The sequence below is a fragment of the uncultured Tateyamaria sp. genome (assembly GCF_947504105.1).
In the GTDB taxonomy this organism is placed as follows: Bacteria; Pseudomonadota; Alphaproteobacteria; order Rhodobacterales; family Rhodobacteraceae; genus Tateyamaria.
On sequence record NZ_CANNGP010000031.1, the window covers coordinates 41,584 to 53,347 of the forward strand.

At 54.4% G+C, this 11,764-nt stretch carries 16 protein-coding genes; 9 read left to right on the top strand and 7 right to left on the bottom strand.

The window, feature by feature from the left end:
- Nucleotides 1-171 precede the first annotated feature (171 nt).
- Nucleotides 172-2,310, top strand: a complete 2,139-nt coding sequence (locus Q1A75_RS17020; RefSeq protein WP_299592510.1) for a hypothetical protein — start codon at nt 172-174, stop codon at nt 2,308-2,310.
- A 91-nt stretch (nt 2,311-2,401) separates the two neighbouring features.
- The gene (locus Q1A75_RS17025) at nt 2,402-2,653 is read left to right on the top strand and encodes a hypothetical protein (RefSeq protein ID WP_299592508.1); all 252 of its coding nucleotides are present in this window, start codon (nt 2,402-2,404) and stop codon (nt 2,651-2,653) included.
- A gap of 95 nt (nt 2,654-2,748) precedes the next feature.
- Here Q1A75_RS17025 and Q1A75_RS17030 read toward each other — a convergent pair whose 3' ends face one another.
- The 3 genes from Q1A75_RS17030 to Q1A75_RS17040 are packed head-to-tail and all read right to left on the bottom strand — an operon-like array spanning nt 2,749 to nt 3,929.
- Nucleotides 2,749-2,898: a hypothetical protein gene (locus tag Q1A75_RS17030; RefSeq protein ID WP_299592506.1), complete on the bottom strand. Its 150-nt coding sequence runs from the start codon at nt 2,896-2,898 to the stop codon at nt 2,749-2,751.
- A 42-nt stretch (nt 2,899-2,940) separates the two neighbouring features.
- Nucleotides 2,941-3,546: a hypothetical protein gene (locus Q1A75_RS17035; RefSeq protein WP_299640580.1), complete on the bottom strand. Its 606-nt coding sequence runs from the start codon at nt 3,544-3,546 to the stop codon at nt 2,941-2,943.
- 8 nt (nt 3,547-3,554) lie between these two features.
- The gene (locus tag Q1A75_RS17040; protein ID WP_299592502.1) at nt 3,555-3,929 is read right to left on the bottom strand and encodes a hypothetical protein; all 375 of its coding nucleotides are present in this window, start codon (nt 3,927-3,929) and stop codon (nt 3,555-3,557) included.
- A 76-nt stretch (nt 3,930-4,005) separates the two neighbouring features.
- Here Q1A75_RS17040 and Q1A75_RS17045 point away from each other — a divergent pair, with 76 nt between their 5' ends.
- The 7 genes from Q1A75_RS17045 to Q1A75_RS17075 all read left to right on the top strand — a co-directional run bounded on the left by Q1A75_RS17045 (nt 4,006) and on the right by Q1A75_RS17075 (nt 8,927).
- A complete protein-coding gene (locus Q1A75_RS17045) occupies nt 4,006-4,731 on the top strand; it encodes a hypothetical protein (RefSeq protein ID WP_299592500.1) in 726 nt (241 codons plus the stop codon).
- Nucleotides 4,721-6,364, top strand: a complete 1,644-nt coding sequence (locus tag Q1A75_RS17050; protein WP_299592498.1) for a peptidoglycan DD-metalloendopeptidase family protein — start codon at nt 4,721-4,723, stop codon at nt 6,362-6,364. The genes Q1A75_RS17045 and Q1A75_RS17050 overlap by 11 nt, the downstream gene beginning before the upstream one ends.
- A gap of 185 nt (nt 6,365-6,549) precedes the next feature.
- Nucleotides 6,550-6,906, top strand: coding sequence for a hypothetical protein (locus Q1A75_RS17055; RefSeq protein WP_299592496.1), 357 nt, complete (start codon nt 6,550-6,552; stop codon nt 6,904-6,906).
- A complete protein-coding gene (locus Q1A75_RS17060; RefSeq protein ID WP_299592494.1) occupies nt 6,885-7,190 on the top strand; it encodes a hypothetical protein in 306 nt (101 codons plus the stop codon). The genes Q1A75_RS17055 and Q1A75_RS17060 overlap by 22 nt, the downstream gene beginning before the upstream one ends.
- A gap of 12 nt (nt 7,191-7,202) precedes the next feature.
- Nucleotides 7,203-7,799 carry a hypothetical protein gene (locus Q1A75_RS17065; protein WP_299592492.1) on the top strand — a complete coding sequence of 199 codons (597 nt, stop codon included), beginning with the start codon at nt 7,203-7,205 and terminating at the stop codon, nt 7,797-7,799.
- A complete protein-coding gene (locus Q1A75_RS17070) occupies nt 7,789-8,436 on the top strand; it encodes an ABC transporter substrate-binding protein (protein WP_299592490.1) in 648 nt (215 codons plus the stop codon). Before Q1A75_RS17065 ends, Q1A75_RS17070 begins: the two co-directional genes overlap by 11 nt.
- Nucleotides 8,437-8,438: 2 nt before the next feature.
- Nucleotides 8,439-8,927, top strand: a complete 489-nt coding sequence (locus Q1A75_RS17075; protein ID WP_299592488.1) for a PH domain-containing protein — start codon at nt 8,439-8,441, stop codon at nt 8,925-8,927.
- Here Q1A75_RS17075 and Q1A75_RS17080 read toward each other — a convergent pair.
- From Q1A75_RS17080 to Q1A75_RS17095, 4 genes are all read right to left on the bottom strand, one after another.
- A complete protein-coding gene (locus tag Q1A75_RS17080; protein WP_299592486.1) occupies nt 8,920-10,191 on the bottom strand; it encodes a Y-family DNA polymerase in 1,272 nt (423 codons plus the stop codon). The two genes, Q1A75_RS17075 and Q1A75_RS17080, sit on opposite strands and share 8 nt — an antisense overlap.
- Nucleotides 10,188-10,622, bottom strand: a complete 435-nt coding sequence (locus Q1A75_RS17085) for a S24 family peptidase (RefSeq protein WP_299592485.1) — start codon at nt 10,620-10,622, stop codon at nt 10,188-10,190. The genes Q1A75_RS17080 and Q1A75_RS17085 overlap by 4 nt, the downstream gene beginning before the upstream one ends.
- 168 nt (nt 10,623-10,790) lie before the next feature.
- Nucleotides 10,791-11,051: a hypothetical protein gene (locus tag Q1A75_RS17090; RefSeq protein WP_299592483.1), complete on the bottom strand. Its 261-nt coding sequence runs from the start codon at nt 11,049-11,051 to the stop codon at nt 10,791-10,793.
- A gap of 116 nt (nt 11,052-11,167) precedes the next feature.
- Nucleotides 11,168-11,575 (bottom strand): hypothetical protein, encoded by a 408-nt coding sequence (locus tag Q1A75_RS17095; RefSeq protein WP_299640589.1) that lies wholly within the window; start codon nt 11,573-11,575, stop codon nt 11,168-11,170.
- Between the last annotated feature and the right edge of the window lie 189 nt (nt 11,576-11,764).

Sequence of the window (11,764 nt, forward strand, 5' to 3'; positions counted from 1 at the left end):
GGCACAATTACGATCTTTGTCGTTTTGGTCCTGGCGTGTGCGATTTTCTTTTGGCTGCCGTTCTTTCCAGAACTTCTGTTCGTTGTCTCATTGGTCCTCTTTCGTAAGCACTACAATTACAGGAAGAAGATTTGGTCTGCCCCAGCCAGAGTCCCGCTTTATGTGAGCAAGATGACCGGCCGGGAGTATTTGGACGAGATGTCCAACGCTCCTGGCGAAGGAGATGTGTATATCGGGTTTTGTCTTGAGACGAAGAGGGAAACCTGGGCCTCGCTCAGCGATGCGCGCACGCATCGGATCGTTATCGGCACGACGGGTTCTGGTAAGACAGAAGAGTTGCTGGCCGAGACCTGCAATGCCTTGGTCCATGACTCTGGTGTAATGATGATCGATGGCAAAGGCGAAATGAAAGGCTCGCTAAAGGGTGTCATTTCGTTGGCAAGGTTGTTCTGGCGTGATGAGGATATGTACAGCCTGAACTATGTTATGGGTGGTCAAGATGCCCAGCTGTTCCGGCATGAGAAGCGCTCGAATACCTTCAACCCATTGCAAAAGATGGGATCGAGCCAGATGACAGAGATCTTGATATCGCTGTTGTCGGCTCCGGGGTCTGATCCGATGTGGAGTGACCGAGCCATCGCTTTGATTCAAGGTCTGATCCCACCGCTGAACTATCTCAGCGGTCGAGGATACATCGTTCTTAATGCTGAAACCCTCTCTCGATTTCTGCCGCTGAACGCCGTTGAGGACCTGTATTGGCATTGTGCTTTCATTGATCACGGTGGCAAGCTGGTGACTTTGCCACAAGACGAGCAAGACTTTTTGCGTCAGGAATATCTGACCGGGTTGCGGATCTATCTGGAAAACATCCCCGGCTATACCAGCGGTCCACCGCAGCCATTTATGGGTCGGGGCAATGGTCCACCGCCGCAAGCTGATGAGTCCCGCGCAGAAGTCGTTAAACAGCATGGGTTTCTGACCATGCAAATCGTGAAGCCTATCACAGACCTCTCCTTCAACTATGGGTACATCTACAATACGACGATTGGGGAGATCGACTTTCTGGACATGGCCCGCAACCGGCGTCTTCTGGTTGGTCTTCTGCCTGCGTTGGAGCGCAGTAAGCAGAACATGCAGCCACTCGGCAAGATGGCTGTTGCTGCCATCAAGAATACACTGGCAACGGGTTTGGCGGGGCCGGTCAGTGGCGAATGGCGGCAGGTCATGGCGGATCAGGAGGTGGCCCGAGGCCCGACACCCTATTTTATTTTGTGCGATGAGTATGGGTATTTTGTGGTGGAGGGGTTCGCGGTTGCGCCAGCTCAAGCGCGGAGCCTTGGATACTCGATCACGTTCGGCGTGCAAAACATCGATAACCTGATGGAGGCCTCTGAGGCCGAGGGGAATGCGACGCAGGAAAACACGAACATTGCCTTGGTTGGTCGCATGACATCTGGCGTTGAAAGCGCGACTTATAAGTTCGCTGCGAGCCGCGCCGGTGAGGCGCATGTCCAGGTGATCGAGGATGTGGAGCTGAGCTATAGCGGTATCGGTACAACACGTCTGGATGACGGCCGTAGCCGTCTCCAGAGCCTTTCCAGGCTAAGCTATGATGATATGGGCGCTCAGAAGGATGGGAAGTTCACATTCATTTTGGGCACACCCATTTTCTCACGCAAAGGTAAGCGGGTGATCACAAACCAGTCCGTCAAGGTCGTTCGGTTGTTGTCGCTCTATTGCGGTGGGGATTACAGCCCAGACTCGATCAGTCCGTTGAACGCGGCCTATGTTTTGCCAATGGCTCCTGATGAAAAAGCCAAGATGCGGGCCGAGCTAAAGCTCTCTGGGAACCCCGATCTGGCGTTGAAGATCAGTGCCACAGGTCAGGCATTGATGCAGGAGCGTGTCAATGCACTGACCTATGATGCGTTCCCACAGCATGTTGGGCCTGATGATTGGCTGTCATATCTATCATATCGAGCAGAACAACGGCAGGCGAAGCTCGCTGACTATCCAGACGATGAGACAGCAGCTCTGTTTGATTCATATCTCGGTCTTGTTGCCCGACTTGAACAACAATCGAAGCAGTCGGGGACCATGACAATGGTTCAAAGCGATGTCCAACGTAAGGTGGGGTCACCACGCTTCAAAGCGGTGCTGCACGATGTTGTGCTGGATCTGGCGCGTGTCCGAGCAGAGAAGTCGCGCGAGCGATCGCGCGGGCGCAGCGCGGCGTTGAGTGATGTGGAGCGCCAGGTGGAGAAGGCAGAAGCCACGGTTGAGGTGAAGAGGATCCGCACGGCGGTCTGAAGGGCAGAACCTTGCCACGGAAGTCTCTCCAGGGTTGAAAAATATGCAAAAACAGACTATATTTAGATTGACTTAGAGAAAGGATGGGAAAATGGCACGTACCGAAAGTACCGAAAAATCAGTTTTCTATCCCCGCACCAAAATGGGACTGGGTGAGCGGATTTTGCGCGCTGTGCTCTTTATCGGGCCTGATACGCACAAGACCAGCCCTGGTGAAGCATTCGACGCGGCATGTGATCGCGCAAAACAAAGCACTCTTCTCGCTCGACTTGAGGAGTCCCAGGAAACCTTCCGTGAGCACATGGCGGCGCGGACACGTCAAAAACGTCGCAGGCGTCTTTGAGAAATGGTCGAATAGAGACCTGATGTCATAGATCGAAATTGAAAAAGCCGGGGACACGCCCCGGCTTTTTTGCGTTAAACCCAGAGTTTCTGGGGCTACGTGATCTTCAAATCGTCCACTTCTTCCATCTCCTTGAGCGCCAGTGCTTTGTCCCGCGCGTCGAGCTGTTGTAGGGCCTTGGGAATGTCTTTTTGAAGTTTCAGAAGTTCAGCTTTTGAGAACTGGAGCAGGTCAATCTCTGCCATTGCAGTCCTTATCTTTTCAGTTGGGGAAAGGGTGTGTCCAGGCTAACGCTGTTGGCGCGAGGGTACATTTTGGGCGGTGTCGCCGTGAAACTCATGCCTCAACCAGTCTCTCACTGGTGCCTTGTTCTCATAAAGCCGTTTGTGGACATATTGCCAAACACGATAGCGCAGGTGCAAAGCATTGAACAGGAGCATGGTCGCAATGAGAACAGCGCCTATGAGCGTGAGAAGATAGCCGGTCACGAAGTAGTATAGGAAGCCAAATCCAACGGCTCCGGCAGAGGCAATCAGAAAGCGGCGCTCACCGATCCGCAGCTCATCGATGGTTTTGGTGACGGCCGCGAGAACCATTTCCACTTCTTCCATATGGTCGCATCGGTTGCATCCCAGAACGTACGTTATGTCCCCACTCGTATGCTCTATCGCATCTAGGAGCTGGACGCTTCCTTGAGCGTTGCATTTGGGACAGCGCCCTTTATTCGACAGCTTCCCAACTGCTGAAACAGCGAATGAAAAGCTGGAACCAACATCTCGTTGGTTTGTCATGCGAGCGTGGAAGATGTTAAGCGGGCTAAGGCCTTTGATCTTGGCCCACGGAAAGAGAATGCTTCCGATAGTACCGCGCTTCGGTCTGTTATCGTCGCTCATTGAAAAGATTAGTCCAGTGAAGTTGTGACGTGTTCGGGATCGAGTTCCGCAGGCAATCCTCCGCCCTGGACGATACCGGATAGAATATCTCGGATACCGCCAAGGCGCTCGAAATCGGACATTGCGCGGCGCGTGTCTTCTTCCTCGCCGTTGAACCTGATGCTCAGTGTCATGCCTGAGATGTCCATCATCAGACGGTACTTGGGGAAGTCGGCACCTTGGTCAATCTCAGTGACAGATGTGAAGGCTACATCGGTCAAAAGACCAGCGTGTGTCTCCTGAACCAGCTCTTCCAAATACTGCGGCAGCTCAGTCTCCAGAGCGAAGCCCTGTCTGAAGTCATATTCGCCGCCATAGGTGATTGTGTTTCTCAAGGCAGTCATGGCATTCTCCCTTTCTCTATCTAACTACATACTGTAAAATAATGGTATCTTCTAGGATATTCGTGAGAGGCGGACTTTGAAACCAGCACTCCAATGTATCGCTCTGGTCTGCGCTCTTGCGACCCCAGCCAGCGCACAAGATAGCTTCCGTACAAAGATCGATGTGGATCTCGACGGTGCGGCCCCTGACGAGTTGGTAGAGCACTGGCAGGACGGCCAACGTGTTTTGTTTTGGTCCAAGTCTGATGCTCTCTGGGTTGAGGTCTTTCGTGGTCAGGACATCGTTGGTTTTGTTGACGACCCCAGATCCTACTTCAAGCGGATCGTAGCTGACGGTCGGCAGTGGCAATGGAGAGACGTCGGTTTTGTGCCATTGATTGCGGACCAGGCGGTTGCTGCGGGTGTTGCCAGCGATGCGGATTTTGCGGCCGCAATAATCCCTTTTCAAAATGACCTAGCTTCAACGCCAGAGAATAGCGCCGCCAACCTCGCTTATCTGTTTCGGGCCAAATCTGGTGAAACACTCAAGGCAATTCACCTTGCCACAACGAGTATTTGCACAGGGGGCGGGTCCGTGTGTCCGCTGGTCATCATCCGTGATGGCAAAGAGCCGAGCGTGGTTTTCGTCAAACTGGATCTTCCTTGGGGCTTCTTTGAAGCGAAAGATCGGATTTTTGTCGAATACCAGTTGGATGAGGGGGTGACGCAAATCGATCTGGACACTGGCGCTGTGTCAGACCTCGTTCTGATCGAGCCGGTGTCAGCGGAGTCACCTCCGAGGAGGCCGCGCGATGCCGGTTAGATCGAGGTTCCGTCTTTGGCATTTCGCCATTTTTTCGTTCATCGCCATCGTCTCTCTTGTCGCGCCGAGCCTTGCTCAGAACATATCCGGTGGGTTCAGTTTTGAGGCATACCGGATTGCTGTCATGGGGCCAGAATCTGGGCGTAGATACAATGTGCTCAACCGGGTCACTGGACGCGCAGCTGGCGCTTATCAGTTCATGCCCCGGACGTTGGCGGATCTAGGGTATGTGTCCAGTGTGACAGGTGGTTGGGGCTGGGACGACGTGGTGTTCAACGCGAGGTCTCGGGCGCTGGGCGTGAGCAGTCTGAACGACTTTCTGAACACGGAAGCTGGAGAACGCTTTCAAGATCGCGCCTTCGATGAGTTCACAGCGCGCAACTGGGTCGCTCTGAGTGCGTCTACAAAATCCTATATTGGGAAAACCCCGGCGCAGGGCGTTCTCATCACTGAAGGTGGTCTGCTTTCCGCCGCGCACTTTCTTGGTGCCGGTGGCATGAACAATTTCGTTCGTTCTGGCTTCACTGGCGCCAACCTCAACAATCTCGCGCTGATCCTCCGACAGAATTTTCCATCTGACCCCACCTTGGAGCGTTTGGACCGTTATGTGATGGGCAGACTGGTGAGTGGTGCAGCGGCACATGGCGGAATAGCCGGTGCGTCTGGTTATGGCGGCAGTCCAAGCGGCGGGACTTATACTGCTGACCAGGTTGCTCAATCAGCGGCTCACAGCGCCGTTTCTGGCGTGTGTATGACCCATCCGGTTATGTCGACCAGTGGTCAACGTGTGACGTCGCCCTACGGCGTCGATAGGACCGGTCGCGCGTCGGCCGGATGGCACCAAGGACTGGACCTGGCAAACAATGTTGGCCGCGGTGATCCGATTTATGCCGGCGTAAATGGGCGGGTTGTTGTCGCTGGTTCCGGGAGCGGCGGGAACCGCGTTGTGATTGAGACCAGCGATGGCACGCAGCGGTTTGTGTTCATGCACTTGGATTCAATCCATCGCGATGTTCGTCGGATTGGAACAACCGTCGCGCCGGACACTCAAATTGGGACCATGGGTGATACTGGGTCACCTGGTTCGATCCACTTGCACCTGGGCACCCTGATACAAGGATCGCAGCTGCAAGGTGTTGGTATGGAGTCGCGGATCTGGGAATCCCCTGGGGGATGGACCGGTTCCAAAAGGTCGAACCCTCTAACGGCAGACCAAATCGCGTCAGCCCTGCCCAGCAGTTTCTATTTCGTCAATCCTGAACCGTTTTTGCCCAACCGGGTGACGTTTCCGCCCGAACTAGCTGCGGCATACGCTTCTCAAGGTATTTCGAGACCGGATGGGATGACTTTGCCCAACAACTGCCAAATCGGAAACTTGGCGGCAATTCCTATGGGGAGTTCTGGTGGCGGTGTGTCTGCTTCGGAGCTGGGCACCAACCCAATGGGGCACTTATCAGATGTTGGATATGCAGCCGACATGGCCATGGGTGAGCTGCGTGACGCAATCGTCGATCTTACCAAGATCGCGGCCGACGAGTTCACCAGAGCGCAGCTCTACAATTCTGGTCGATCACGGCCCAATGCGGCTTGGGCAACTATGGTTTCAACAACAGCAGAGGAGAGCGCCCGATGAAGCAGGCGATAGCAGGAGTTTTGGCAGCGGTAGCGTTGCCATGTATGGCTACAGCAGAGATAGAGGCTTTGGACCTCTCAAGTCTCACTACCAGTGGTTTTGAGGATTGTGGTTCGGCTTGTTCCATTGATGTGATCAACGCGGCCCAATCTGTTGTGATCTTTCACAGCCGAGGTGAGTTGACGATGCCTGAAGCCGAAGCACTCGTCGCGGCTGTTGAGCGTGGCGCTCGCGTGTCGGTCTTTGTGGGCGAGGACAACGACCTGTCTCGTGAGGTCATCTGGTACGTCGATGACATCTATCAGAAATGGGCGGCGACTGCGCCTGACACTGACACATCAATGCTGGGCATGGGGGGGTGTGTGATGCCTCTAACGGACATACCCGCGTTCATTGTCACAGACCCATCACAGCTGAAACCAAACGACGCTCCAGCGCTCGTTGTGAACGGCAAAGTCACCAACGATGAAGAGGTTATCGTCAAAGCCTCCGTCGTGTCTGAAACGGAGGATTTCATTCAATGCTTTATCCAGTCCAACTGACCGTCGCCGCTCTACTGTTTTGCGTTGCCACCGCCAATTTGGCGAACGCTCAACAAGGGCCTGCGCAGCGGGCTATTGAGCCTGACACTGTTCAGGTCGATGAGTATATGGCGAACGAGTATTTTGATCCCAACCTGCTGGCGATCAAGGTCAAACGTGCCGAGGATCGCATCCTGGCTTTAGAGGAAAACGTTGAGCTTCTGACGACGCGCTACAATGATCTGGCTGGGCGCTACAATGATCTGCTGACGTATCTGAAAATCGACACTGGCACGGGCCAGTAGGGTGCGGATGGTATGGAGATTCCCAGCTTAGATACCGCGTTGGTCAGACTGACAGATGTTTTCCCCTACTACATTGAATTCATCCTGGGCCTGATGGCCCTGATGGGGCTATTTTTCATCGTTTACGGCGGTGTTTCTGCGTGGCGAACAGCAACCGTTGGCGGTCGCGGTCAGCTATATGGGCAAAGTGCTCCAACACCATGGTCAGCTTTAGGCTTGATGCTTTTGGGCGGGGCACTCTCGGTGCCACTGGTGCTGCTTTGGGATATTGCGGGGACGTTCGTGCTGGGCGGCACGGAGACATACAACATGCTTTCGTACCTCCCACCACCCGACTCAAGTCCTTGGTGTGAACGGGTTAAGGGAGCCGTCATCCTGTTTTTTATGTGCATCGGGATCACGTCTCTGCTTTGGTCTGGTTTCCTAGTGTACGTCCGAATAACGTCGTTTCAGGGGCAGGGAACTGGCCTGAAAGTTCTTGGATTTCTGTGCGGCGCGGTTCTGTGTTTTATGATCACAGACGTCGCCATCCTTCTGTCGAACACGTTTGGTCTCGACATCTCTTTCGACAACGTTTGTACGATCCTAGGAGGTGACAGTGCGCCTTGATCGCGTCATTGCCCTAGTTCTCATCCTATGTGCCTCTGTCTCAGGGGCGCAAACTGACATATCCGGGGTCTCTGGTGGTCAGGGCCAGCAGGAGATTGCAGCGGCTGAAAATCGAGCAGTCGATGCCGTTTCTGCGGTCGCGGGGGAAGCACTGCGCATATATCAAAGCCCCCCCCGTGAGCGGTTGCCGGAGCTGGTTCAGCTGGTCGAGCGCTCGACCGACTGGGGGTTCGTGTTGAGAAACACCGTCCCTCCAGCGCTGGTTTCAGCCCTCTCTGATGGCGAGAGGCGGGATCTGTCGGAATCTCTACTGAAGGTGACAGCGCAGAGCTATGCGGCCGCTTTCCAAGCATATCAGGGTGAAGTCATCGATGTTCTGAGCGTCAACACGATAGGTCCCGGTGTTGCATGTGTTGGGACACGGTTGCGTGGTGGAACTGTCGAGTCAGACATTTCCCTTGATTGGATCGTCGCTGATCTTGGACAGAACCGGTTGGGCCTACGAGACCTCATCATTGACAACACATCAATGCTCGCCAGTCAGCAGCTGAATTTGGAGACGCTTTGGAGTGTGGTCGAAGAGGACAAAGCGGAATTTCTACGGCGCTTAGCGCTGCCTGATCCATGGGAAGAATGACTATGAGCCAACAAACACAGTATCGGATGCATTGGTGGTTCTTTGTTGATCGCCTGGTGCCATGGATCTTCGCGGCCGCTGTGATGATGGGGGTCTTTTTCCTCTTCGAGGCGGCTGTGGAAAGGTTTGAATTGCCCTCGCATATGAAGTCGAGCTTCCAATACGGCGTTGTGATCGTGATTGTTGCCGGTTCAGTCCTGTCTCTGGCGATTTCAGCCATTCAATGGTCATGTACACGGCTGGTCATAGCTGAAGGCGAACTGAAGTATGCGAAAGGTGTTCTGAACAGGACCGTCGCGAGAGTGCCGATCCCAGAAATTGCCAGCGTCGATCTGCATCAGTCACTTTTCCAGAGGATAATGGGGACTGGTGATCTGGTTGTAGATATGCGTGGGGCCACATTGCTGCGCATGAAGCTCTTGGACGATCCAGAGGGTATTCAGAATGCAGTTCTCTCTCTGCGTCCCCAGGCTGAACCAGGCGTCATTTGACTACAGGCAGATCGTTGATCCTGGTCGTGTAGCGAGGGCTGCGGTGAGTTGCGCGTAAGTCCCATGCACGGGATGTCCCTTCTGATGCCAGAACCATGGTCTTCTTGCCGAAGCGCTCATTCACTGCATCAAGAGCAGCCATGAGCTGTGCGGACTTTGGGCGCATGGTGTCAAATAGGGTGAGCGGCCTGTCACTGGTGGGCAGCAGGTCATCGAGCAAAACACCTGCTTTTGTGAATGCATAGGGCTTACCATCTTTCGGCCAACCGGCCCTTGCGCATCTGCGTGCTGCGTCCACGAGATCAAATGTGTCAGACGACATTGGTGTCAGCTTGGTCGAGCGCGCTGCTGACCACTGTGGACGGTCTGGCCGGTGTTTGTTTGTGTGAAAAATCGTTGTCAGTGTGCCTGCCACCAAATCGTGTTGGCGAAGCTTCTCCGCTGCTCTCGAAGCATGAGCTGTGACAGCTTGAAACAGTGTGTCGAAGTCGGTCATTGGAGTTGAGGCAGAGCGGGTTACTGCCATCCCTTTTCTGGGTGGCTCGACTTCATCGAGCGACAGACATGGTTCGCCCTGCAATTCTAGCACTGTGCGCTCTAGCACCACTGTCCCGAGCTGTCTGGCTTGCCTCAGAGGCATATTGCGCAGCTCCTCTGCGGTGTTGATCCCTATCGCCTTCAGCTTTGCCTCTGTGCGTCGCCCGATGCCCCAAATGTCCCCAACAGGTACTTTGGGCAGCAGTCGGCGGGCTAAGCCTTCGTCCATGAGGTCTAAGACGCCGTGGAATATTGGGTTCTTCTTCGCGATTTCGTTGGCGCATTTTGCCAGTGTCTTCGAACTTGCTATTCCAACTCTGACTGGGATGCCGACACGTCGGCGCACCGCCGCGCGCATGGCTTGTGCGTGCGCCTCGCGATCACGGAATCCGCTGAAATCGAGAAAGCACTCGTCAATGCTGTAGATTTCTACCGAAGGTGTGAAATCGGCATAGGTGTCCACGACACGTCGCGAGATGTCTGCGTAGAGCGTGTAGTTTGAGCTGAACACTTGAATGCCGTGCCGCTCGATCTTGTCTCTGATCAGATGGAGTGGTTCACCCATGCGGATGCCCAGCGCTTTTGCTTCATCACTGCGGGCGACGGCACAACCATCGTTGTTTGACAAGACAATCACTGGAACGTTCGCCAGCGAGACATCGAAAATTCGCTCTGCGCTTACATAGAAATTCTTCGAGTCTGAGATGGCAATTGGATGCCGGTTCATCCCAGCTCATACCGTCGAACAACACCTGCGATCACGCCCCATATTTCGCTGCTGGGCGTCATCTCGATGTCCGGGTAGTTCGTCGCAGAGTTGGCGGGAGCAAGGTAGTATCGGCCGTTTTTCTTGCGCAGAATTTTCGCTGTGACTGAGCCATCAACCACTGCCAGCACGGCGCGGCCTACTCTTCGGGTGCCGTCGCGATCTACCGCGATCAAGTCGCCGTCGAGAATACCTGCATCAGCGAGACAATCGCCTTCTACGCGCCACCAGAACGTTGAGCTAGGTCTGCGCACAACCCATGCAATTGGATCGATCTCCCCTTCAAGATCGTCAGCAGCAGGGCTGGGGAAGCCAGCACTTACGGGTATCGAGACCAAGCGCATGGGAGGGCAGTGTTCAATGACTGGCTGTGTGATCCGATGGATCGGCATGAAATCCTCCTCAATGTTCTTGTTATGTTCTAATTCCCTCCTATCGGGTGGCCTGTCAAGGATTGGTCGGTGTTGTTTGCAGCCGCTCGCAGGCTGCATTCAGAATTTGGGGATCTCGATTAGGACGAGTTTTTATTGCCGCCAGTTCCTAATGCCGCCTGCGCCATGTCAGCATGAGGTCCCCCGGTCGCTTACCTCAGTGTCCATCGGGTCAATGCCCAGCGCCTCAGTTATCCAGCCCATTGCCGTCGTGATTTCATCCCACTGTGCATCGTAGATGGGTTCACCTTCTGGCAGAAGTTCTTCGCGGACTTGCGCCAGTGCTTCCCAGACGACCTCTAGGGACTGGTCAACGTCCCCGCTGGTGGCCTTGGTTGTGATGATTGTCTGGCCTGGTTTCTGTGATCGGGTGATGGTGTCTTGTGACATGTCATTCTTTCCAATTTGTTCGGCCCTTTGACCCACCTGACAGCGGCAGAGGCTTCACGATTTGCATTTTGGAAGATCTGCGCTCCGCTGATGGAGCGCAGAATTGTTCTTTCTTTTCAGATCATAGCTGGTAGCAGGTCATATTTTTCGCCCAGCGCTTTGACGAACCCTGCGGGCGTTTCCCCCTCATTAAATGCTGCTTCTGTTGCCTCGGGGTGGTCAGCTAGTAGACCTTCGTATTGCCACTGCTTTTTGCACTCATGCCGCGCTTGGGCCATCCATCTGATCCGTGGGTCCGGTTTGTGGAAGAGGTGTTCGACAGCAGTGCCCAGCGCGTCGATATCTGGCTTGTATGGCTGGCCGTTGAACTGGTTGTCTTCAACGAGGGCATCCCAGTCCAGTTGTTGCAGCACAGCTGGAACCATCTCGAAGTCGTATGGTTCAGAGAGTTCATATCCGAGGGAGAGCATGTCAGCATAAACCGCCTCCGCGATCCCGCCAGCCTGTATTGCACAGGACCTCATGGCAGGGGTGCCTAGGCTATCATAGTGTTTGGCATATGGCTCTGCGTCGCGGCGTTCGATTATGTGTTCCCAAGCGCATAGAGCGGCTTCCACGTGGTCTAGCGGGAAGGTTTTCCTGTTTCTTTCGTGTACTGGGTTTTGTTGGTGAGCGATTTGGGCGTCATTGACGGTTCCGGTCCATCCGCAGGA